The 22727-nt window shown below is 45.8% G+C and carries 21 protein-coding genes; 3 read left to right on the top strand and 18 right to left on the bottom strand.

The annotated features are described in order from the left end of the window. Positions 1-26: 26 nt before the first annotated feature. From murB to IYN85_RS05770, 9 genes are all read right to left on the bottom strand, one after another. Positions 27-1034: a UDP-N-acetylmuramate dehydrogenase gene (gene murB / locus IYN85_RS05810; protein WP_196157874.1), complete on the bottom strand. Its 1008-nt coding sequence runs from the start codon at positions 1032-1034 to the stop codon at positions 27-29. Then, positions 1027-1500, bottom strand: coding sequence for a low molecular weight protein-tyrosine-phosphatase (locus IYN85_RS05805; protein WP_196157873.1), 474 nt, complete (start codon positions 1498-1500; stop codon positions 1027-1029). The genes murB and IYN85_RS05805 overlap by 8 nt, the downstream gene beginning before the upstream one ends. After that, complete coding sequence (gene kdsB / locus IYN85_RS05800; RefSeq protein WP_196157872.1) at positions 1497-2246, bottom strand: 3-deoxy-manno-octulosonate cytidylyltransferase; 750 nt, start codon at positions 2244-2246, stop codon at positions 1497-1499. The genes IYN85_RS05805 and kdsB overlap by 4 nt, the downstream gene beginning before the upstream one ends. Then, a complete protein-coding gene (gene lpxK / locus IYN85_RS05795; RefSeq protein WP_196157871.1) occupies positions 2218-3201 on the bottom strand; it encodes a tetraacyldisaccharide 4'-kinase in 984 nt (327 codons plus the stop codon). The genes kdsB and lpxK overlap by 29 nt, the downstream gene beginning before the upstream one ends. 24 nt (positions 3202-3225) lie before the next feature. Continuing rightward, positions 3226-3642: a biopolymer transporter ExbD gene (locus IYN85_RS05790; RefSeq protein WP_196157870.1), complete on the bottom strand. Its 417-nt coding sequence runs from the start codon at positions 3640-3642 to the stop codon at positions 3226-3228. Beyond that, positions 3639-4259, bottom strand: a complete 621-nt coding sequence (locus IYN85_RS05785; protein ID WP_370592160.1) for a MotA/TolQ/ExbB proton channel family protein — start codon at positions 4257-4259, stop codon at positions 3639-3641. The genes IYN85_RS05790 and IYN85_RS05785 overlap by 4 nt, the downstream gene beginning before the upstream one ends. Before the next feature lie 60 nt (positions 4260-4319). Then, positions 4320-6458, bottom strand: coding sequence for a ComEC/Rec2 family competence protein (locus IYN85_RS05780; protein ID WP_196157869.1), 2139 nt, complete (start codon positions 6456-6458; stop codon positions 4320-4322). A 93-nt stretch (positions 6459-6551) separates the two neighbouring features. Further along, the gene (locus IYN85_RS05775) at positions 6552-7238 is read right to left on the bottom strand and encodes an ABC transporter ATP-binding protein (protein ID WP_196157868.1); all 687 of its coding nucleotides are present in this window, start codon (positions 7236-7238) and stop codon (positions 6552-6554) included. Next, on the bottom strand, positions 7228-8472 hold the full coding sequence (locus IYN85_RS05770; RefSeq protein ID WP_196157867.1) for a lipoprotein-releasing ABC transporter permease subunit: 1245 nt from the start codon (positions 8470-8472) through the stop codon (positions 7228-7230). Before IYN85_RS05770 ends, IYN85_RS05775 begins: the two co-directional genes overlap by 11 nt. Positions 8473-8569: 97 nt before the next feature. On the opposite strand from IYN85_RS05770, the gene IYN85_RS05765 reads away from it, so the two are divergent. Then, positions 8570-9124 carry a PilZ domain-containing protein gene (locus IYN85_RS05765; RefSeq protein WP_196157866.1) on the top strand — a complete coding sequence of 185 codons (555 nt, stop codon included), beginning with the start codon at positions 8570-8572 and terminating at the stop codon, positions 9122-9124. A gap of 9 nt (positions 9125-9133) precedes the next feature. Next, positions 9134-10204, top strand: coding sequence for an agmatine/peptidylarginine deiminase (locus IYN85_RS05760; RefSeq protein WP_196157865.1), 1071 nt, complete (start codon positions 9134-9136; stop codon positions 10202-10204). A 107-nt stretch (positions 10205-10311) separates the two neighbouring features. Here the strand turns inward: IYN85_RS05760 and dinG are convergent, their stop codons facing one another. Then, a complete protein-coding gene (gene dinG / locus IYN85_RS05755) occupies positions 10312-12426 on the bottom strand; it encodes an ATP-dependent DNA helicase DinG (protein ID WP_196157864.1) in 2115 nt (704 codons plus the stop codon). A gap of 64 nt (positions 12427-12490) precedes the next feature. Between dinG and kdsA the strand changes: the two genes are divergently transcribed. Next, a complete protein-coding gene (kdsA, locus tag IYN85_RS05750) occupies positions 12491-13336 on the top strand; it encodes a 3-deoxy-8-phosphooctulonate synthase (protein WP_196157863.1) in 846 nt (281 codons plus the stop codon). A 137-nt stretch (positions 13337-13473) separates the two neighbouring features. Here the strand turns inward: kdsA and IYN85_RS05745 are convergent, their stop codons facing one another. From IYN85_RS05745 to tig, 8 genes are all read right to left on the bottom strand, one after another. After that, positions 13474-14055, bottom strand: a complete 582-nt coding sequence (locus IYN85_RS05745; protein WP_196157862.1) for an HAD family hydrolase — start codon at positions 14053-14055, stop codon at positions 13474-13476. After that, the gene (locus tag IYN85_RS05740) at positions 14039-14278 is read right to left on the bottom strand and encodes a hypothetical protein (RefSeq protein ID WP_196157861.1); all 240 of its coding nucleotides are present in this window, start codon (positions 14276-14278) and stop codon (positions 14039-14041) included. The genes IYN85_RS05745 and IYN85_RS05740 overlap by 17 nt, the downstream gene beginning before the upstream one ends. 60 nt (positions 14279-14338) lie before the next feature. Further along, on the bottom strand, positions 14339-16156 hold the full coding sequence (locus IYN85_RS05735) for a SurA N-terminal domain-containing protein (RefSeq protein ID WP_196157860.1): 1818 nt from the start codon (positions 16154-16156) through the stop codon (positions 14339-14341). Positions 16157-16263: 107 nt separating this feature from the next. Next, a complete protein-coding gene (hupB, locus tag IYN85_RS05730) occupies positions 16264-16536 on the bottom strand; it encodes a nucleoid-associated protein HU-beta (protein ID WP_196157859.1) in 273 nt (90 codons plus the stop codon). Between the two features lie 157 nt (positions 16537-16693). Further along, on the bottom strand, positions 16694-19084 hold the full coding sequence (gene lon / locus IYN85_RS05725; protein WP_304627152.1) for an endopeptidase La: 2391 nt from the start codon (positions 19082-19084) through the stop codon (positions 16694-16696). A gap of 130 nt (positions 19085-19214) precedes the next feature. Beyond that, positions 19215-20498 (bottom strand): ATP-dependent Clp protease ATP-binding subunit ClpX, encoded by a 1284-nt coding sequence (gene clpX, locus IYN85_RS05720; RefSeq protein ID WP_196157857.1) that lies wholly within the window; start codon positions 20496-20498, stop codon positions 19215-19217. A 117-nt stretch (positions 20499-20615) separates the two neighbouring features. After that, positions 20616-21248: an ATP-dependent Clp endopeptidase proteolytic subunit ClpP gene (clpP, locus tag IYN85_RS05715; protein WP_196157856.1), complete on the bottom strand. Its 633-nt coding sequence runs from the start codon at positions 21246-21248 to the stop codon at positions 20616-20618. A 111-nt stretch (positions 21249-21359) separates the two neighbouring features. Next, the gene (gene tig / locus IYN85_RS05710; protein ID WP_196157855.1) at positions 21360-22673 is read right to left on the bottom strand and encodes a trigger factor; all 1314 of its coding nucleotides are present in this window, start codon (positions 22671-22673) and stop codon (positions 21360-21362) included. Between the last annotated feature and the right edge of the window lie 54 nt (positions 22674-22727).

The following is a 22727-nucleotide window of genomic DNA, read 5'->3' as shown; positions in this document are numbered from 1 at the left end:
AGGCGCTCTGATGAGCGCCTTTTTTCTTACCAATGTCTCGGTTCAACTTCCAGCGCTACACCGAATGTATCTTCCACGACTTCAGTGATTCTGGACGCCCATTTCATGACCGAAACGGCTGACGCATGCTCAGGGTTAACAATGACAAGTGCCTGTTTTTCATAACAACCGACACCGTTTTCGCCGGACTGCCCTTTAAAGCCCGCCTTATCAATCAGCCATCCCGCAGCCAACTTGTATTCAGTCAAATAAGGAAAATGCACCAAGTCAGGATACGCCTGAAGCAAGCTCGCTAACTTATCCGATGTCACGATAGGGTTTTTAAAAAAACTGCCTGCATTGGGTAACTGCTCTGGTGATGGTAGTTTTTCAGTACGTATACTGACGACCTCATTATAAACATCCAACACAGTCAGATCATTTTTTTGCTTTAACACCGCCAATGGACCATAACCTAGTACTGGCGAAAAGACCTTCTCCAATCGAAAAACAACATTCAGGATGACGTAGCGATTCTCCTCTTTCTTAAACAGACTATCACGGTAGCCAAACTCACAATCTACTGGCATTAACTCCGCTTCACAATTTGTTACCAAATCAAAAACGGTGACGCGCTCTATGGCCTCACCCACTTCAACACCATAGGCACCAATATTTTGCACCGGTGCAGCACCGACCGAACCGGGAATTAACGCAAGGTTTTCTAATCCGAAGAAGTTTTGAGACACAGCCCAGGTAACAAACTCATGCCAATTTTCACCAGCCTGAACCTTTACTACCACTGACTGATCGTCTTCACCAATAATCTTAATGCCTTTATTCGCCATTAAAACAACCAGCGCTTCCACATAATCAGGCAGAATTATATTGCTGCCTCCGCCCAATACTCGGATAGGCAATTGGTGAGATTCTGCCGCTGAAACGATTTCTGATAATTGCGATGGATGAGTCAACTTAACGAACAACCGGGCATTGGATTCCACACTCATTGTATTCAACGACTGCAATGGGACATCGGATTGAATTTCAAGCACGCATATTTCCTTCGGAAATCATCTTCAAAATGTCGTCGCACAACATTTCACACAAGTTTAAAACGTCGCGAAAACCGGATGCTCCGCCGTAGTAGGGGTCCGGCACATCGGTGCCGTCAACATCAGTGAATTCGAGTGCCAAATGCAAGGAGGCCTTTGATCCGACGGGTCGCAACGCCTTTAAGTTTCGGAAATTTTCCGAGTCCATGGCAAAAATATAGTCATACTCATAAAAATCCGACTCCTTAACTTGTCGAGCTGTCAGTCGACTCAGGTCATATCCTGCCTTACTCGCCTCAGCTAGAGTTCTTGAATCGGGTTTTTTACCGACATGGTAGGCAGCGGTACCCGCTGAATCGACATGAATCCAATCCAGCCCCAGCTCTTCTACCTTTTTCTGCATGACGCCGTGAGCTGTTGGTGAACGACAAATATTACCCAGACAAACAAACAAGAGGCGTGTCATTGTACTTTCCCACTAAATATTTTCCGGACCAGCTCGAGATCTTCGGCTGTATCGACTCCGACAGGAATCGGCAACTGAGCTTTTGCGGCGTAAATATGGCGACCGTTTTCCATAAAACGCAGTTGTTCAAGCTTTTCCAGATATTCTAAATGCCCTTCACCAAAGTGAATAAATTGATCCAGCGCAGCTTTGCGATAGGCATAGATTCCCACATGACGCTTTAAACTGTCGGTACCAACTCGGTGCTGGTCACGGTCAAAGGGAATGCCGGCCCGACTAAAGTACAGTACGCGTCCATCTACCGCTTGAACCAGCTTAACCATGTTGGGATTTTCCTGACCTATATCAACCGCGACCTCTTCGTACAATGTCGCCACAGAGGCTGATGCCTGCATTTCTAACAATTCAGCAACTTGAATTAAATTAACGCTGGGCATTAATGGCTCATCTCCCTGCAGATTGATCACAATATCTTCTGCAGATAGCGCGAGCAGCTCAGCTGCTTCCTGTAACCGATCTGTACCGCTGACGTGATCGCACCGAGTCATGACCACGTGAAAACCAGCTTTCTGCACCGCATCGAAGATGCGCGAATCATCTGTCGCAACAACAACTGCGTCAAAAGCTCCCGCATCAACCGATTCGCAAACCCGTATTACCATCGGCTTGCCTTCAATGTCCAACAAGGGCTTACCCGGTAAACGGCTTGAGCTGAATCTAGCCGGAATAATGACTACTTTTTTCATGGATTACGCCTTCAATTCGGGTCAACAGCTCCCATTTAAATTCGTCGCTGTACTCAAGCCCATAAGGTAAAAAATAAACGTGTTCAGCCGGTGCAAGTAATTTAACAAAGTCTTTCTCAGTGACCACAATTGGTAGCCGCTTGTCTGATAACACCCTATCCGGTAGCCGTTGATGGTCTCGGAAATCATGCACGACCTTTACTGAAAAACCGATCGCAATCATCGTATCGATGAATGACTGAATATTCCCTATAGCGGAACACAGGTGAACTTGCGTAGTTACTAAGGTTTCACCTTGAGCATTGATCGGCATTTCGGTATGCGCCGATGCGGTATGAACCCTTCCTTCGGGGAGCATAGGCCCCGTCTGTTTAGCGAGAACATAGTCAACACTCTGCAAACGGGAAGTCAACTCTCGCAGAGGTCCCGCGGGGAGCAACAAGCCGTTTCCGAAACCACGCAACGGATCTACCATCAGAATCTCGACGTCTCTGGCCATTCGATAATGTTGCATGCCGTCATCACTGATGATCACATCTGGTCTCTGCCCGAGAGGCAAATCACTCAGATAACGAACGGCCCTATCTCTGTCCGGATCGATAACTACGTCAGCACTGGTTTTATTGCGTATCAGCGTTGGCTCATCACCCACTTCAAACGCTGAATGCTGATCTGCTATTAATATCGGAAAGCTTTGATTTGGTTTAGCACCGTAACCTCTGCTTACGACAGCCACCCGACACTCGCGAGACTGCAACAGATTTACGAGCCAGATAATGGTGGGTGTTTTTCCGGTCCCGCCAACGGTCAGATTACCGATGACGATGACGGGAACAGGATATGAATGACGAGAGCGAAACTTTCGTTTAAATAGGCTTACGATCAACGTTATGAGGCTGAACGGCATCAACATGAGCGCGGCAATGGTCAATTTGGAGTGATACCAAAATTTCATTCTTACCCCTGCCTTTTGAAAAAATCAGTTCGATTCTTCAGCCTGAGTCGTGATACTCACTTTTGAAAAACCGATTTGCGCAACGGCATCTAATGCGGTAATAAAAGCCTGATGCGGCGCGTCAGCATCGGAAGTAATAACAATAGGCGTACTCAAATCGGCAGTCATTTCCTTAAGCGCTCGCTTGAGAGATTCCACATCCTGTTTAATCAAGACTTTGTCATTGATGGCGTAAGTACCGACCCGATCAATCAGAATTTCAATCGGTTTATTGTCTTCCGCTACGCGCTGACTCTGACTTTCAGGAAGATTGATCTGCAGTTGTGTTTCCCGGGTGAAGGTTGTCGTCACCATGAAAAAGATGAGCAACAGGAAGACAACGTCGATCAATGGCGTGATATTAACATTGACCTCTTCTTGTCGGCTGCGGCGAAATCTCATTTTTTAACACTCGAACTTTCAGTGTGAATTGCTTCCACCAACTTGGCACTGTCTTGCTCCATCAATACCAAAAGCTCGTCTACTTTCCGTGTCAGCGCTCGATGAAAAATAACTGCGGGTATTGCAACGGATAGCCCAGCTGCAGTGGTAATCAATGCCTTTGAGATACCGCCAGCCAGAATGGCTGTGTTGCCGGTTCCCTGCAACATAATATCGGTAAATACGTCTACCATACCCAAAACGGTTCCCAATAGACCCAACAAAGGAGAAATGGCCGCTATGGTACCCAGCGTACTTAGAAACTTTTCCATTTCATGCGCCACGTGATCGCCAGCTTCCTGAATAGCATCTTTCATGGCGTCACGACCATGTTTAGAGGTCGTCAAACCTGCTGCCAAGACATAGCCGAACAAACTACTCTGGCGTAACTCTTTAATTTTCTGCGAATCCAGTTCCTGGTTTTTGATCCACATCCAGACCTGAGGCAGTTGCTCTTTTGGCCGCACTTTGGACACGCGTAACGTCCAGTAGCGTTCGACCGTTATAGCCAACGCAATAATTGAACACAGTATAATGGGCAGCATGAGCCAGCCGCCGGATTTGACAATCTCAAACACGGTTATCCTCCTCTGAGAGGCAGTACTTTATCATAGTGAATTTAAGAAAACGTATAAAAATCAATTAATAAGGCGAATTCTGTAGGCTGAGTCCCAAGTTTTCACGGATATGGAATCAGCTTCAAATGTCAGCTGGATTGTTCCGACCTCTGCAGTATTCAGCAATGTCTCACCTTGACTGAAAAACCAGTCTTTGACCCTTTGCGCGGGCCATCTTGGCGCAGCACGATCACCGGAACTAACGGTATATAGTTGCCCAGCCTGTGCTGCCAGCCAATCCTGCGCGCTACTTGACGCCGAACCATGATGACCCAACATCAAAACATTGACTGGAAGCAGCTCAGGATGCGCTTGCAAAAGATAATACTCAACTGTTTTTCCAGCATCGCCCGTCAATATGGCAGAGTGCTGACCATCGTTAAAAACAAGAATACAGGACGAATCATTATCGCTTTGCCACAAGGCGTCAGGTACAGGGATAAAACGAAGCGTTTCAAATGGAATCTGTTCGTGGTGACAGTTTGCAACCTGCCCTGGAACCCCAACCTCAGCGGGTTGTCCAGACCAACTGAGCAGGCCGGGTTGTTTTTCGATTAAGTATTGAAAGCCGCTGGCATGGTCGGCATCTGAATGAGAAACCACAATGGCATCCAATGTGGGCAAAACTCTGCTAAGGCTGGCCTCCATTAGACTCACATTTTCTGAGAAATACCCTCCTGTATCAAACAAGATCTTGTGCTGTTGTGTTTCAAGCAACACAGACGTGCCATGACCAACATCAAATACGGTCATTCGAGTTTTAGGTTGTTTTGTCACTCCCAACGTGGACTGCGCCGCGATTAAAAGGACACTCAACAGCCCAACAAATCCCCCCAATAGGCCTTGCACACCGCGATACCAAAACGCAAAAGCCAACAAAGCTCCTACCCAAAGCAAAATCAACAATGGCACAAATGGTAGCGTGACACTCCACTGCTCTATAATGCCTAGCACGTTCAGCAACCAACTCGACGCAGATTCAAAACCTTGGATCAATACCTTATTGCCTGAAATGGCAATCAAAGCGACGCAAGGCAACGCGGTAAAAGCGATCAAGGGAGTCAAAATAAGATTAGTCACAATACTGAAGAGATTAACCGAAAAGCCACTCACCAAAGCCCATGGTAAAATAGAAACCGACATTATTGCTTGGAAAATAACAATGGACAGCACCCGGTTAAATCGCTCAAACAGTCGCCATTTCAACATAATCAAGATAACTGCCACGGAGATAAAACTGAGCCAAGCGCCCAATGCTAACCAACATTGGGGTTGCCATATTGTCACCGCAATTGCGGCGAGCGCTAAACTGCGAAATCGGTCGACTTTTAATCCGCACACAAACAGCAGTAACGGGACACCCATCATTACAAAGGCGCGTACGGCGGGCACTGGAAACCCCAACCAAAAAACATAAAACAGGCAAAACACCAAGACCGCTGCTGACTTCAGCTTAAAATCTATGATCCACCATTTGGCAAAACACAGCGCAGTGCCCTGTACAAGGAATCCGACCATCAACGCAATCAGTCCAAGGTGCATGCCGCTGATCACAAACAAATGCATAAGTTGATTAGCTGAAATCAGTGCCTTCAAATCGCTTGACATAGCCGATGACCAACCCAGGGTTAGCGCAGCCCAAAGCTGTAAAGCATCGTCATTAGTGAAGTTGGGTGCTCGTTTATTATAGAGCCGCTGGGCTGGATCGTTGTCTGACCAAAGTTCGGTTAGGCTCGTTACAGTACCGATACCATCTATCTTATTGGCAAAGTAAAACCGATCTGCATTAAAAACCCCTGGGATGATTTTCCCCAAGGGCAGTCGAAGGCGAATTACTCCCGACAAACAGTCACCCGGTTGGAATCGAGTAGGATCCAGCACCGATTGTGGAATATAAATTTTTATGGTGCGAAGGTTCAGGTAATCGGGTTGTTGAACAACCTTAGCCAGGCCAGACATGAGTCCATCATCATATAGCTTTGGGGCTTGCAGCAGACATACCGCCAGCGAATTTTTTTGATGTTGTTGGCTGTTTGGCAGAACATGTTGAATTGACGTTTCCAATTGCCCAAGAATCCAGATTCCGCCAACCAATAGCAGCACCGCAGTCCAACGATGCCATACCAAAACGACGCCAACACCCACGACAAGTGATGCCACTGCCCAGCTCCAACCGAGTTGAAACCAAAGCCATATTAACGCAATAAAAAAAGCCGCGACTATCATCCTTGGTCCCTGGCTTATTGGAAATAGTTATCTCAGCTGAGTAAGCTGCCCTTTCGTCAATTTGAATTGTACCGGATGCTCTTTTGCCCAGTCCTGATTGTGCGTCACAACAATGAAACTTGAATCCAGCGTTTTGTTTAACTCAATAATCAACCCATGAACTTGTTCTGAAGTCTCTTCATCAAGATTGCCGGTAGGTTCATCCATTAACACGAAATCGGGTTGTCGAATCAACGCTCTGGCTATAGCCACCCTCTGACGTTCACCACCTGATAATTCTGCGGGCCGATGAACAATCCGGTCTTTTAAACCAACCTTTTCCAGTAAAAATTCAGCATACTCACGCTCTGCTTTCTGAATCCGACCGTTTATCCTACATGGCATTAATACATTATCGAGCGCAGAAAATTCAGGAAGAAGGTGATGAAACTGAAACACAAACCCCATATGCTCATTCCGCAACCGAGCTCGCTCTCTATCAGACATCGATCTTAATTCCCGGTCGACCATTAGCACCCTCCCTTCAGTGGGATCATCCAGTCCCGCGAGCAGGTTAAGTAAAGTCGTCTTGCCAGAACCGCTGGCACCAACAATGCTAGCCATCTCACCTCGGTGAATGGCAAAATCAATTTCTTTGAGCACTTCAACTGTTTCGTTTATCAGCTTAAAGCGTCGTGACACATGTTGGCACTGCAAAACAGTTTCACGATTCATAGCGCAGTACCTCTGCCGGTGAAATTCGAGACGCTTTCCACGCGGGATAAATTGTGGATAACACAGATATCAAAAAGGTCGCTCCGGATATCAGATAGACGTCTGACATCTTCAATTCCGACGGAATGTAGTTAATGAAATAGACATTCGAATTTAAAAATTCAATGTTAAAGAAAGACTCTATCCAGGCTAAAATATCCGCAACGGTTAACGCACCAAGAATGCCAAGCGCTACTCCGATTACGATACCAATTACGCCGATTGCCGTACCTTGGACGATAAAAACGCCAAGAATCTGTCGACTCGTTGCTCCTAGTGTCCGTAACACGGCTATCTCACCTTGCTTATCGGTCACTAACATGACCAAAGAGGACACGATATTAAACACTGCGACTGCGATGATCATAAACAGCAGCAGTCCGACCATTTTTTTCTCGAGCTGTATAGCTTGAAATAAATTTCCCTGAGTGCGCGTCCAATCCGACACGTAATAGATTTGCGGCAAATTTTGTCCCACTTCCAGAGCGACCTGCCGTGCTTTAAACAAGTCAGTGGTCTTTAGCTGTACGCCATCAACGGCCCCCCCGTAAAGCAACAACTTGCCTAAATCATCCACATGAGTTACGACCAGATTGGCATCGAGTTCGGCGCCGACTTTAAATATTCCGACAACGGTGAATCGTTTGAAACGTGGCTGCATACTGGCGATATTGACTGATATTTCGGGCACGATTACGGTTATTTTTTCGCCGACGCCAATGTTGAGGATGCGCGCCAAGGTTTCACCAATGATCGCGCCAAAGGGTTGTTCCGCCAACTGAGAAATATCACCCTGAACCATATGATCCGGTAGGATCGATACGGATCGAATCGTTTCTGGATCCACGCCGGTTATTAACGCACCTTGGGTACGGTCATTTCCGCTGACCATCCCCTGAGATTCGATATAGGCTGAGGCCCCCAGCACCATAGGGTGCTTCAAAGCTTCCTGGCGTACGGACTCTGCATCATTCATGGCGCCGGTGCGGTATATTTGTGCATGAGGCACCATACCGAGAATCCGAGTCCGCATTTCACGGTCGAACCCATTCATCACAGAAAGCACGATAATCAATACCATGACCCCAAGGGTCAAGCCAGCCATTGAGACCCCAGAAATGAAAGAAATGAAATGATTGCGTCGCTTAGCGCGCAAATAACGCATACCGATATAAAACGGTAATGAATGAAACATAAAAATTAACGTCCGTGAATACAGCGATGTGGAACTATATTGACTACAATGACCAGTGGAGACCTATTTTACACAACTCTGACAACGAGAAATACAGATGTCAAACCCGCAGGAAAACGAGCGTCGCGATACATTTCGCATGGAATTGGATGCCTATCTGACCATTGCCAAAAAACAACAGCTCGAATCACAACCTATAGACTATTTTCGGGATTTAGAGGCACTCGCACTAACTTCTGAATTTGACGCCGTGAAACAGGAAATCGGACAGGTCAGTGAACGAATTAAAGATCTGGCGGCAAAAAAATCCATTGAACTGCTCAGTAGCCAACTGGATATCCTGTCTAAACTGCAGACCAACCAAATATTGACCGAGCAGTCATTGATCACTCAAAAAATAAGCATCAGTGAAGGTGGCTGTGCAGCGACTCTTTCGAACAAAGTAAACACTGGAGACGTAGTAGCACTCGCTATTGTTTTTACTCCCAGCTATTTTTCATTGTTCGTTTTTGCAGAAGTTATTACTATCACGCCTGTGCAGAACAGATTTAAAGTGCACTTTAAGTTCGTCGAATTAACAGAGCGCCAGAAGCAAACATTGCTCAAACATATGTTTCAGGCGCAAACCGACGCCAAAAAATCCATAAGTTGAACACTACCCATGAAAACTGATTTCGTATTACCCGCTGAATGGTACCCACAGGACGCCATTCTAGTTACATGGCCTCATGAACAAAGCGCCTGGCATTCAGCACTTTCAGAGGTTGAGCAAACTTATTTTGAGCTCACTTCAAAGCTTTCACACTACCAACCAATCATTATTCAATTGCACGCAAGCATTGATATAAGCCCTCTACTGAAAATACTCGCGGATGGCGAAGCCAACCTCAGTAATTGCCATTTCATCCGCATGGACAGCAACGATACCTGGGCCAGAGACCATGGACCGATTGGTGTTCTTGGTGAAAATGGCATCACCATGCTCGATTTCACCTTTAATGGTTGGGGCAACAAATTTGAGTCACAGCTAGACAATTTGTTGAATCTAAAGATGGCAAAACAAAACTGTATCTTCGGCCATCAGGCGGTCGATTGGGTGCTGGAAGGAGGCAGTGTTGAAAGCGATGGCCAGGGTACCATCATGACCACCGAGAACTGCGTATTAAACGAAAATCGCAACGGTCCCGCCAGTCGTGCAGATTTAGAGGCGCTGTTCAAAGACTATTTTGGTGCACAACATACTATTTGGCTGGCGAACGGTGAACTAGAGGGTGATGACACTGACGCCCATATTGACACGCTTGCCCGTTTTGCGCCGACAAATACCATCGTATTTCAAGGCTGCCAGGATACCGCAGATAGCCACTTCCCTGCCCTGAACGCCATGAAGCAAGAGTTGGCGCTCGCGAAGAATGCCAATGGAGAGTCGTATCGACTGATTGAACTACCTTTTCCAAAGGCAATTTTTGCTGACGATGGGCACCGGTTACCGGCGACCTATGCGAACTTTTTGGTCACCAACAAACTGGTGTTGGTTCCTGTTTATGGAGACTCAGTGGATAACGAAGCCATGAAGCTTATCGCAGAGGCATTTCCTGACCATATGGTGACCAGCATTAATGCTCGTCCATTGATAGAAGAGCATGGATCACTGCATTGCATTACCATGCAATTGCCCAAAGGCAGTGTAAATTTTAACGCGCCATTTGAACAACTGAAACACACTGGCTGATGTTCGAAACGTATGTGATGCCCCCAATTCACTAGGGGCATCACACCAAATCTAAAAAAATCGCAAACATCAATTGAATCGGATCAGCCCTCGCTCAATTCAATTTGTTATTCAATGACCCAACGGTATTGGGGCAGCGAGTTTATAATGGTTTTACCGTATCGCTTTTCGACGATGCGTCGATCCATCATCCAAATGGTCCCTTTGTCATTTTCATGACGGATTAAACGCCCACAAGCTTGAACCATTCGAATGGTCGCGGCCGGCAAGGTCACGATCTGAAATGGATTCATACCCTTGGCCTCTAACCATAGGGATAAAGTGGACGAAATAGGGTCATCCGGTACACCGAACGGAATTTTGGCAATGACTAAATGGGTAAGATAATTGCCCGGCAAATCGACACCTTCTGCCAGACTGGCCAGGCCAAATAATGTGGAGCCACCTCCTTCCTCGAGTCGCGCTTTATGGTGAGCAATAAGGGCTGTTTTTGGTAAATCATCCTGCAAGGTAACAAGCGCCTTCCAATCGTCTGATAGCTGCTCGTAAACCTCCCGCATTTGTGCACGCGAAGAAAACAGCACGAGGTTGCCAGTCTCCCGAGGTAACTTGGTTTCAATCAAATTGACAATAGACAGGCTGTGCGGCTCTCGCTTACCACCGTCTACCGCAAAGGAAGGAATAATCGCCTGCACCAATTGAGGGTAGTCAAATGGGCTATTCACTTTCATCACATCGGCATTCTCAGAGATACCTGCTTGAGCCAGAAAACGGTCGAATTTACTGTCAACCGTCAATGTTGCTGACGTTAGGATTGCGCCGCAACATCGATGCCAAAGGAAGTTGCGCAAAACCTGATTTGCTGAAACCGGGCTGGTATTTAGTACCAAATCCTGTATTTCCGGGGTGTCAATACGCTCTAACCATCGCGCGGTTGGAGGCGCATTTTCAACGTCAACATTCAGCCAGGAACTGACCAGATCTTTTGCAGGCTCCATTCTTGAAATCCAGCGACCTATTAAAGGCATTACATTTTGCAAACGTTCTTTTTCTTCGATATCCGTTGCGTTTGATAGCCTTTTGCGGATGCTTTCTTCAATGGCGGTCAAGGTCATAAAAAGCGCAGACAATGGCGATTGCAAAGGCTGCAGAATATCGAAAAAGGGTAACAATTGTTCCGGCTGAAGCAAGGTTAAGGTCCGATCATCCGCATTCAGTCGAGTAAACCATGGCTGCAAGGATGTCCACGCAATGGACAGATGTTGATGCGCATTTAACAAGCCATCATTTAACTCATCGACCAATCGTTCTGATTGCTCACCATAAGCCAACTCCAAACGAACCTTCGGTAATTGTTTTCGCCAGTTCTCTAACTGATTCAACAGAAACTTAACCGTCAACTGGTTGGCAAAATGCATCAACGCCTTATCCGGCAGATGATGGCCTTCATCAAAAATGTATATCGTATCTTCCGGCGCAGGGAGGATGGCCCCGCCACCCAGAGACAGATCTGCCATCACCAGATCGTGATTAGCAATGATGACATCAGCCTCTTCCAATTCTTTTCGTGCTTCGAAAAAGGGACAATTCTGATAATGTGGACAACGACGATTTAGGCACTCACGATGGGTGGACGTGACTGTTGACCAAAGGCTGTCATCCAGTTTGTCTTGCCATTGATCTCGATCCCCAGTCCATTCACCTGAACCAAAACTCGTCATCAGCTCATTATAAAAACTAAGGGTCGCTTCATCAGCCTCCATTGTTTCTTCAAACAATGACATTGCCACCACCGTGCCACTGTAAAACTGAATCAATTGCTCTAGTTTATGGGTACACAGATATCGACCACGACCCTTAGCCAAAACAGCCGTAAACTTTAAGTCTGTGTACTTCTGAATATCAGGCAGATCTTTATTCACGACCTGCTCCTGCAAAGCCACCGTTGCAGTTGCAATGACCAGCTTTTTCTCCAGCGCCAAAGCGACAGGAACCGCACTGACAACATAACCGACCGTTTTACCGGTTCCCGTCCCAGCTTCGATGACCGCAATCGAGGCACCAGCTACTTTTTTACCTTCAGCATCCAATTCAATGGACCCCAACGTACGCGCAACCTGGGCCAACATGTGCTTTTGCCCATGCCTGGCTTTTAAATCACGCGCGCTTAAGTAATTGGAATAGGCGGTTTGAATTGTTGATTTTACAGTATCAGATAACATTTAAACTTGGTTTACGTAGGTAGGCGGCTACAATAGCCTAAATTACAAATCAGAGGAAATATCGATGCAGCAACGCACAGTGAACATTGGCTCAATCGAATGCGCTAATGATAAGCCATTTACGCTCTTTGGTGGTATTAATGTTCTGGAGAGCCGGGATTTAGCACTGAAAGCTGCTGAGCAATACGTAAAAATTACCGACGAACTTGCCATACCTTACGTATTTAAAGCCAGTTTTGACAAAGCAAACCGTAGTTCCATCAAAGGATTCCGTGGACCAGGTTTAGAAGAAGGCCTGAAAATACTGCAAGAAATAAAAAATACGTTCAATGTCCCTGTCATTACGGATATACATGAGCCATTTCAAGCACAACCCGCCGCAGAAGTCGCCGATGTCATCCAGCTTCCGGCATTCTTATCACGGCAAACAGACCTGGTTATGGCCATGGCCAAGACAGGCGCCGTGATAAACATAAAAAAAGCTCAATTTCTCGCACCGCATGAAATGCAACATATTCTGACCAAATTCCAGGAAGCCGGAAACGATAAACTGATCTTATGTGAACGCGGAACCAGCTTTGGATATAACAATCTGGTGGTAGACATGCTGGGCTTTGGTATCATGAAAGAAACCGGATTTCCGGTCATCTTCGACGTGACACATGCCCTGCAAAAACCTGGCGGCCGTACCGATTCTGCAGACGGAAGACGGGCTCAGGTCACCGACTTGGCACGAGCGGGAATGTCACAAAAAATCGCGGGTTTGTTTCTGGAGTCTCATCCAGATCCGAGTCAAGCAAAGTGCGATGGCCCCTCTGCTCTGCCTCTGGACAAACTAAAGCCCTTTCTTGAACAGATGAAAGCCATCGACGAAACGGTTAAAGCATTGCCAGATATTATTACGGGTTAAGCAAAGACGCCTCATAGACACTCCTAGATGCGTATCTGCTTCCTGGAGTGCTACGTAACCTCGAAGGTACCACAACGCGCAATTAATCGATCATTGGAATGACGTTCCAAAAGAACCAACCCATGCAGATTTGAGTACTATTTGTTCCTAATTCGCTCAAACATACTGCTACTGGCCAGTTGGTATGCTGCCTCAAATTGCTCTTTCGAATGCAACAAAATATCACACACCAAACGCGCAACACCTTTACCTCCCGGCACGGCTAAAACGATATCAGCCATTTCGCCAATCAATGGATAAGCATCCGATGGGCAAAATGAGATTCCGACCTCTTGCATTGGGGGCAAATCAACCATGTCATCACCAACAAATGCACATTCTTCTAAACTAACACTTAGCGATGAGGCTAATTTCTGGACTAACTCAAGTTTGTCTTTAACACCTGGGAAGTAATGTTGGATCCCCAGTTCATTCATCCGTTTTTTTACCATTAACGAATCTTTTGCGGTGACAATTGCCACCTGAAACCCCATATCAGCCAAGAGTTTCAGACCGACGCCATCGCGAACATGAAAACGTTTTAACGATTCACCCTTATCGCTATAGTTTAAATGTCCGTCCGTTAATACACCGTCGACGTCGAATATGACCAGTCGCACTCGCTTCAAGGATTCCTTGACTGGGTCTATGTAGGCATCCAATTCAGCCAAATAAGTCATAATTGGGTCCTTCCGATTCACCTGAGTTATCGAACTCTAACCATTTATCCGGCTTACTGAATGTTTGCTCAATCTGCCGAGCCAATGCTTTGCTTAAGATTTTCTTTCCATCACATAAGGCCTCAGCTTGAGTAACACTGATCCCCAGGCAATTAGCGAAATCCTCTACCTCGATCGCATTTTCAGTAAGAATGATATTCAACTTTTCTACTTGCGTATTCATAGCACCCTCCAGACGTAAAAAGGCTGCAAAAGCAGCCTTTTAAATATAGTGGCAATTAAATTACCGGCGAACAGTCACTTTAGCGCTAGTTCTCGCCTGGTTATACAGCATTTGGTATTGCAGACTGCCACTGGCACGCGTTGCGAAATCTTCCGCTGATGCCAATGAATCTGAATCGGGTTCAGGATTCTGCAGATCCACAACGGTGACCGCATAAGCGGTTTTAGCACCATCAGTAATATTTACATCACCAACGGCGGTTGCGAACGCGATCGAGATAACTTCACCAGGAACGTCTGAATTGTCACGAGTGATGTTTTCAACCGTTAACCAATCATCAGAAACACGTTTTTCTGCGACGATACCTGCCAATTCTTGTTGCATTAGTTCAGAGGCTTTTTCAGACGTCAATGTCGCCACCACCTGATCTTTGACGTCATCGAATGGCTTAACGGCTTCCGGTGTATAGTCAAGCTTTTGCATAACGACCAGATCACCGTTGCTCAATCTGACGACATCACTGATTAGGCCATCATTGATAACCTGTGCGGCAAACGCTGCCTCTACGACTGCCGGCTCGGTAAATGGCGCCTGATCACTGTTTCGAGTTAACCACTCAGACTGTTGAAGATCAGCCTGGAATGACTGTGCAACATCCGCCAAAACATCGGTCGAGAAAGCTTCATCCGACAACTGCGACTGCACAAGAATCATTTCATCCTGCGCTTTGCGTTGCTTAATGGTTTCGATCAATTCAGCTCGTTTCGTTTCCAGTGATTCCGGTTGTACCGTATCCAGAGCATCCAAGCGGATTAAATGAACACCATATTGCGTTTCGACCGGCTCAGAAACATCACCTTCGGACTGAAGCGCAGCCGCAGCATCATAAAACTCAGAAACATACACGTCTGGTAATAATACACCCAGTGAGCCGCCAAATTCCGCACTGCCCGGATCATCCGACAGTTCTGTGGCTAAATCAGCAAAGGACTCACCGTTTGCCAACCGCTCCAGGGCTGCCTGAGCCTCTGTTTGCTTATCGCCACCGTCAGCAAACAATATATGGGATATTTCACGTGTTTCCTGCGTGGAAAGACTCGCAACATATGAATCGTAAGCTGCCTGAATTTCATTGTCGGACACAACCATATCCGCAGCCAAACTATCGAGAGTCAGAGCAAAATATTGCAACTTCACTTGCTCTTCACTCATAAACAGAGATTCATTTTCCTGATAGTAAGCATTGAGCTCATCATCTGATAATTCAACCATCTCGACAAAATCAGATGAAGAAAATGCCTTATAGCGAACAGTACGTTGCTGAGCATCCAATAGCGCATATCGATCAACCACTTTGTCAACAACGAACGCTGAATCTGCGATGCCAGACTGCAATTGAGACAACGCTGTCTGTGCTTTTTGAGCAGCAACAAATGATTGATGATTAAATCCATTCGCGGCAAGGATATTCTGATATTGGTCTTGATTGAAAACACCATCAATCTGAAAAGCAGGAATATTCGCAAAGGATTTTAAAACCTGTTCTTCAGAAGCATCGAATTCCAAGTTTGACGCGAGCTGAGACTGCAATGTTTGACTGATGAGTGTTTCGACAATCTCATCTTTTAGAAAAGGTGAGTTCGCTAATTGAGCAGCAACTTCAGCACCAAACTGATTTGTTAACTCCTGTTGACGGCTATTGAGCAATCTCTGGTAATCAAGTTCAGAAACATCTTCGCCGTTAACAGTTGCCGGTGCATTGTTTCCTGCAATGGAGATGATGGACTCAGCCCCAAATAGCACGAATGTAATGACAATAAGGCCAACGATAACTTTCCCTGCTGTACCTTTTGCTGAATTTCGAAAAACGTCGAGCATTGAGATCATGACCCCGTTTAAAAAGCTCAAAAATAAAAAAAGCGTATCGAACGATACGCTGTTATCCAGAAAATCAAAAAAACGGGCCTTAGCCCGTTAGATCAAACTTAGTTAACTGCGTCTTTTAAAGCTTTACCAGCTTTGAAGCTAGGTACTTTAGCTGCAGCAATCTCAATTGGCTCACCGGTTTGTGGGTTGCGACCAGTACGGGCTGCACGCTCCTTAACAGAGAATGTACCGAAACCAACCAATACCACTTGGTCACCTTCTTTCAAGGCGCCTGTTACAGAATCAACCATCGCATCCAAGGCACGGCCAGCAGCAGCTTTTGACAGGTCCGCAGCAGCAGCAACCGCATCAATCAATTCAGATTTATTCACACTATTCCCCTTTACTTTGTTTTATAGGTATCAAAGTCACATTCTGGCTTTGATTTATAATCTTCAACCGAATATGACTTTGTTAATGATTATTCGTGACGTTGTTGTTCAACCAGCCACAATTTATACCAGTCTCGAAAAACAGCTGTCAAGCGGCTTAGTGCGTACTAACGCTGCTTTCTTCACTGTTTTTTGATTTCTGTTTAGAAATTGCCGTAGCGACTTCCTCATCGGACAACGCTTTTGGTTTATGCTCAAGAGCAATATCCAAAACTTCGTCGATCCAAGACACCGGTCGAATATCCAATTCATTCTTAATGTTATCAGGAATTTCTTTAAGATCCCCAACATTTTCTTCAGGAATGATAACTGTTTTTATTCCGCCACGATGTGCTGCCAACAATTTTTCTTTCAATCCACCGATTGGCAGCACCTGGCCACGCAGAGCTATCTCTCCGGTCATTGCAACATCTGCCCTTACCGGTATGCGGGTCAATACAGAAACTAACGCTGTGCACATGCCTACGCCCGCTGACGGCCCATCTTTCGGTGTTGCACCCTCAGGTACATGAATGTGTATATCTTTGGTTTCATGGAAGTTAGGTAAAATACCCAAACCCTGCGCTCGACTTCGGACTACTGTCATTGCGGCCTGGATAGACTCTTTCATGACATCACCAAGTGACCCAGTTCGCAAAACCACACCTTTACCAGCAACACAACTGGCTTCTAGATTCAACAACTCACCACCGACGGAAGTCCACGCAAGTCCTGTTACCATACCAATTTGATTTTCTTTATCTGCTATGCCGTACTTGAATTTTTGCACGCCAGAATATTTTTCTATGGCGTCGGCACTCACAGTTACCGGGTCATTATTACTATTTAAAACGTTTTCCATGACCACCTTACGACAAACCTTGGCAATCTCCCGCTCCAGACCACGCACACCAGCCTCCCGGGTGTAATGCCGAATCAACGACATAATAGCGTCATCGGTAATGGTCAGCTCGCCTTTTTTGAGTCCGTTCGCGCTGATTTGTTTCGGTGTCAGATAACGTTGCGCGATATTCAACTTCTCATCTTCGGTATAACCCGGAATCCGGATAACTTCCATACGATCTAACAATGGACCAGGGATATTCATACTGTTCGACGTACAAACAAACATGACATCTGACAAATCATAATCGACTTCCAGATAGTGATCATTAAACGTATGGTTCTGCTCAGGATCCAGAACTTCCAGCAACGCAGACGCTGGATCCCCACGGTGATCCATACCCATCTTATCGATTTCGTCTAACAGAAACAGCGGATTTTTAACACCAGACTTGCTTAATTTCTGAACTATTTTGCCGGGCATGGAACCAATATAGGTTCGACGATGCCCCCGTATTTCAGATTCATCTCGAACACCACCCAGCGCCATACGAACAAATTTGCGATTCGTTGCTTTGGCAATAGATTGTCCTAAGGAAGTTTTACCAACCCCTGGAGGCCCTACCAGACACAGCACGGGACCTTTTACCTTTTTAACCCGCTGTTGCACAGCAAGGTATTCAAGAATCCGTTTTTTAACTTCATCCAAACCATAATGATCCGCTTCCAGCACTTCTTTAGCTTTCGCTAAATCATGACGTACTCTGGAACGCTTGGACCAGGGAACGCCCAACATCCAGTCCAGATAGTTACGCACAACTGACGCTTCGGCCGACATAGGTGACATCATTTTGAGTTTATTCAACTCCGACATCGCCTTTTCCTGCGCCTCTTTCGGCATTCCGGATTCATCTATTTTTCGTGTCAGATCTTCAACTTCACTGGCGTTGTTTTCATCCAGATCACCCAACTCTTTTTGAATCGCTTTAATCTGCTCATTCAAATAGTACTCGCGCTGCGATTTTTCCATCTGCTTTTTAACACGCCCGCGAATTCGCTTTTCGACTTCCAGCAAGTCAATCTCAGACTCGAGCAATGTCAGCAAATGTTCAATCCGATCGCGCTCACCTGCAACCTCCAGAACTTTCTGTTTTTCTTCAACCTTGAGGGAAAGATGCGAAGCAATAGTGTCGGATAGACGGCCTGGGTCTTCGATGTTATTCAGTGATGTAATCACTTCCGATGGAACTTTTTTGCTTAATTGGACATATTTATCAAACTGGGCCATTAATATTCGCACCAGCGATTCCTGCTCCCGTTCGCTAAGACGGTGATTGTCCATCAACTGAGCTTTACCGGTCAGAAATTCATCGCTTTCTGTGATTTCCTGAATGGAAATACGATCGATACCTTCCACTAATACTTTCACAGTACCGTCGGGCAAACGCAGCAATTGCAGCACTGTTGCCAATGTACCAATTTCATACAGGTCGGAGCGATTTGGCTCATCGTCTTTAGCATTCTTCTGCGCAACGAGCAAAATCTTTTTGTCGTTATCCATAGCATATTGCAAGGCCGCTATAGATTTTTGACGACCGACGAATAATGGAATAACCATGTGTGGATACACAACAACATCCCGCAAAGGGAGCAAGGGCAATTCCATCGCCTGGTTTTCGGTTACGTCTGGAGTCGACATGGAAACCTCAATTCGTGTTAATTATCATCCAACAATGGTGACAAGTTGAAGGATATCAATGGCTTAGACAAAAAAACGGGCCGGAGCCCGATTTATTCTATTCTGATTGACCGTTTGCGGTCCGTTGGGATTCAGAACTTTCGTATATCAATAAGGGTTCAGACTCGCCATTAATGACAGATTCATCAATAACAACTTTAGTTACGTTAGCCTCAGATGGTACACGGTACATAGTATCCAACAAGACATTTTCGAGTATTGAACGCAAACCGCGAGCACCGGTATTCCGCTCCATAGCCCGGTTCGCAACAGCTTTCAATGCACTTTCGCGAATATCCAGTTCAACCGATTCCATATCAAACAGCTTCTGATACTGCTTAATTAAGGAGTTCTTAGGTTGAGTCAATATTTGCACCAACGCATCCTGATCCAATTCAGTTAGCGTCGCAACAACAGGCAAACGACCGATAAACTCAGGAATCAGACCGTACTTAACCAAATCTTCCGGCTCGACTTCGGCAATGACTGAACCAAGCTTTCGTTCGTCTTTATTTTTAACTTCAGCGTTAAACCCGATACCGCCCTTTTCTGTTCGATTGCGGATAACTTTTTCCAGGCCCGCAAAAGCACCACCACAAATAAACAATATATTCGAGGTGTCAACCTGCAAAAACTCCTGTTGTGGATGTTTGCGCCCACCTTGAGGTGGTACTGACGCAACGGTACCTTCAATAAGCTTTAGCAGCGCCTGTTGAACACCCTCGCCGGATACATCCCGGGTGATTGAAGGGTTGTCGGATTTTCGGGAAATTTTGTCAATTTCATCGATGTAAACAATGCCGCGCTGAGCCTTATCTACGTCGTAATCACATTTCTGCAGCAGCTTCTGAATGATATTTTCAACATCTTCACCGACATAACCGGCTTCCGTCAAAGTCGTAGCATCTGCCATAGTAAACGGTACGTTTAAAAGCCGAGCCATTGTTTCAGCCAATAATGTTTTACCGCTACCGGTCGGACCTATGAGAAGAATGTTAGACTTGCTTAACTCTACATCTGTATTCGACTCACTGTACTGCAACCTTTTGTAGTGGTTATACACCGCGACTGAAAGCACCATTTTCGCGCGATCTTGCCCGATGACGTATTCATCCAATGTTTCGCGGATCTCCGCCGGTACCGGCAACTGCGTGTTTTCGCTTTTTGGGGCGGCTTCTTGCAATTCTTCACGAATAATGTCGTTACAAAGATCGACACATTCATCGCAGATAAACACCGACGGGCCAGCAATTAACTTACGAACTTCATGCTGGCTCTTACCACAGAATGAGCAATAGAGGAGTTTGCCATCATCGCCCTTTCTGGTTCTATCGTCAGCCATCTAAATACTCCATCACTTTATTACTTATTAAAGATGTAACCACCTTGCTATAAAAGCAAGTTTTCAGCCCCTAACTTTCGTGGGATTTTGTAAATTTTTAGGTTACATACTACCGCGTCACGACCGATCCGTAATCACTTTATCAATCAAACCGTACTCTACAGCTTGCGAAGCAGTCAAAAAATTGTCTCTGTCTGTGTCTTTTTCGACATCTGCCAGAGGACGACCAGTGTGAAACGCCATTATTTCATTCAAACGCTGTTTCATATCAAGAATTTCTTTAGCGTGGATCTCAATATCCGTCGCCTGACCCTGATACCCACCCAACGGCTGGTGAATCATCATTCTCGAATTAGGCAAACAATAGCGCTTACCTTTCGCACCGCCAGTTAACAATAAGGCACCCATACTGGCTGCCTGACCGATACACATCGTACTGACGTCTGGTTTAATAAATTGCATGGTGTCATAAATTGCCATACCAGCCGTGACCGAACCACCGGGCGAATTAATATAAAGGTGAATGTCTTTATCCGGATTTTCACTTTCCAGAAACAACAACTGAGCAACAATCAGGTTGGCCATATAGTCTTCAACCTGACCAACCACAAAGATCACATTCTCTTTTAACAGCCTTGAATATATATCAAAAGAACGCTCTCCCCGCGAGGTTTGCTCAATGACCATCGGCACAAGGCCACCTGCATTTCGAATATCACCCGCAAAACCCGATTCGCGATTGGTTGACATATACCGACTCCTTGATTTTATTAGAACAAAAAAAAGTTGGCTTTCTGTGTGAAGAGCCAACTTTAATTGTAGTCGTTTAATTCGAATACTGTTACAGAGAGTTACGAATAATTAACCCTGAGTACGAGCATTTGATTTAATGGCTTCTTCGTAGCTGACCACTGAGTCAACCACCTTAGATTGCTCTAGGATATGGTCAACTGCGGCGTTTTCAACCACAACAGCCTTAACTTGCTCAAGCATTTCAGGGTTACTGCTGTAGTAGTCAATAACCTGCTGAGGATCTTGGTAAACAGATGCTTGATCTTCAATATAAGCTTTCACCGCAGCGTCATCCGCTTTAATTTCAGCAGAAGAGATCACTTCATTCATGATCAGGCCGACCTTAACACGACGTTCGGCTTGCTCTGAAAACAATTCATCAGGTAACTGGTTTGGATCCAATTGAGCCTGACCACCAAACTGCTGAACCGCCTGCTGTTTCAATCGAACGATCTCGTCCTGAACCAGCGCTTTAGGTACGTCAAAGCTATTCGCTTCAACCAACTTTTCGATCACAGCGTTTTTCAACTTACCTTCAAGAGCGGTACGAGCTTCACGCTCCATGTTCGACCGGACTTCAGCGCGGAAAGTTTCAAGATCTTTACCTTCAGCACCAAAAGCGGTGAAGAATTCTTCATTTAATTCAGGCAGCTCAGCTTCGGCAATTTCATGAACTTTGATATCGAAAACAGCGGCTTTGCCAGCGAGATCTTTGTTACCGTAATCTTCAGGAAAGGTCACTTCGACCGCCTTTTCGGCGCCTACTTCCATCCCTTCGATACCGGATTCAAAGCCAGGAATCATCTGACCTGAACCCAAAGTCACGAATTGACCTTCGGCAGAGCCTCCGTCAAACGCTTCACCGTCGACTTTGCCAGTAAAGTCGATCTTCACGCGGTCACCGTCTTTGGCAGCACGTTCAACTGAAATGAAGTTTGCACGCTGCTTGCGCAGGTTTTCTAACATCTTCTCAATGTCAGCATCAGTCACTTCAGCTGTTGATTTTTCAAATTCAAAACCTTCGAAGGACGCCAGCTTTACGTCTGGGAACACTTCGAAAGTCGCAACAAATTCTACGTCTTCACCGGCAACATCTTTGGTGAATTCAATTTTTGGCGAACCCGCAGGTACGATTTTTTCGGCTGACAATGCCTGAAAATATTGATTACGCACTACTTCTTCCAACACTTCAGCGCGGATACCGTCACCGAAACGCTGCTTAACAACAGAAACAGGGACTTTACCGGGACGAAAGCCATCAATTCGCACTCGTCGAGCGGTTTCTTTCAATTTTTGGGTAACAGCATTGTCAACATCTCCTGCTGGTACACCAACAGTCATGCGACGCTCAAGACCTGCAGTCGTCTCGACAGAAACTTGCATGAGGCTTCCTCTTTATATAGATGATATACACACAATTTTGGGGGCTGATACTCT

The organism is Reinekea sp. G2M2-21, assembly GCF_015687175.1.
Taxonomy (GTDB): domain Bacteria; phylum Pseudomonadota; class Gammaproteobacteria; order Pseudomonadales; family Natronospirillaceae; genus Reinekea.
This window is presented reverse-complemented; position numbering and strand designations above follow the sequence as displayed.

What these genes read in the sequence shown, in the direction of transcription:
- IYN85_RS05805 (WP_196157873.1), bottom strand. Translation starts at nt 1,500, where the DNA reads ATGACACGCCTCTTGTTTGTTTGTCTGGGTAATATTTGTCGTTCACCA.
- kdsB (WP_196157872.1), bottom strand. Translation starts at nt 2,246, where the DNA reads ATGAAAAAAGTAGTCATTATTCCGGCTAGATTCAGCTCAAGCCGTTTA.
- lpxK (WP_196157871.1), bottom strand. Translation starts at nt 3,201, where the DNA reads ATGAAATTTTGGTATCACTCCAAATTGACCATTGCCGCGCTCATGTTG.
- IYN85_RS05790 (WP_196157870.1), bottom strand. Translation starts at nt 3,642, where the DNA reads ATGAGATTTCGCCGCAGCCGACAAGAAGAGGTCAATGTTAATATCACG.
- IYN85_RS05775 (WP_196157868.1), bottom strand. Translation starts at nt 7,238, where the DNA reads ATGAATCGTGAAACTGTTTTGCAGTGCCAACATGTGTCACGACGCTTT.
- IYN85_RS05770 (WP_196157867.1), bottom strand. Translation starts at nt 8,472, where the DNA reads ATGTTTCATTCATTACCGTTTTATATCGGTATGCGTTATTTGCGCGCT.
- IYN85_RS05765 (WP_196157866.1), top strand. Translation starts at nt 8,570, where the DNA reads ATGTCAAACCCGCAGGAAAACGAGCGTCGCGATACATTTCGCATGGAA.
- IYN85_RS05760 (WP_196157865.1), top strand. Translation starts at nt 9,134, where the DNA reads ATGAAAACTGATTTCGTATTACCCGCTGAATGGTACCCACAGGACGCC.
- dinG (WP_196157864.1), bottom strand. Translation starts at nt 12,426, where the DNA reads ATGTTATCTGATACTGTAAAATCAACAATTCAAACCGCCTATTCCAAT.
- kdsA (WP_196157863.1), top strand. Translation starts at nt 12,491, where the DNA reads ATGCAGCAACGCACAGTGAACATTGGCTCAATCGAATGCGCTAATGAT.
- IYN85_RS05745 (WP_196157862.1), bottom strand. Translation starts at nt 14,055, where the DNA reads ATGACTTATTTGGCTGAATTGGATGCCTACATAGACCCAGTCAAGGAA.
- IYN85_RS05740 (WP_196157861.1), bottom strand. Translation starts at nt 14,278, where the DNA reads ATGAATACGCAAGTAGAAAAGTTGAATATCATTCTTACTGAAAATGCG.
- IYN85_RS05735 (WP_196157860.1), bottom strand. Translation starts at nt 16,156, where the DNA reads ATGCTCGACGTTTTTCGAAATTCAGCAAAAGGTACAGCAGGGAAAGTT.
- lon (WP_304627152.1), bottom strand. Translation starts at nt 19,084, where the DNA reads ATGGAATTGCCCTTGCTCCCTTTGCGGGATGTTGTTGTGTATCCACAC.
- clpX (WP_196157857.1), bottom strand. Translation starts at nt 20,498, where the DNA reads ATGGCTGACGATAGAACCAGAAAGGGCGATGATGGCAAACTCCTCTAT.
- clpP (WP_196157856.1), bottom strand. Translation starts at nt 21,248, where the DNA reads ATGTCAACCAATCGCGAATCGGGTTTTGCGGGTGATATTCGAAATGCA.
- tig (WP_196157855.1), bottom strand. Translation starts at nt 22,673, where the DNA reads ATGCAAGTTTCTGTCGAGACGACTGCAGGTCTTGAGCGTCGCATGACT.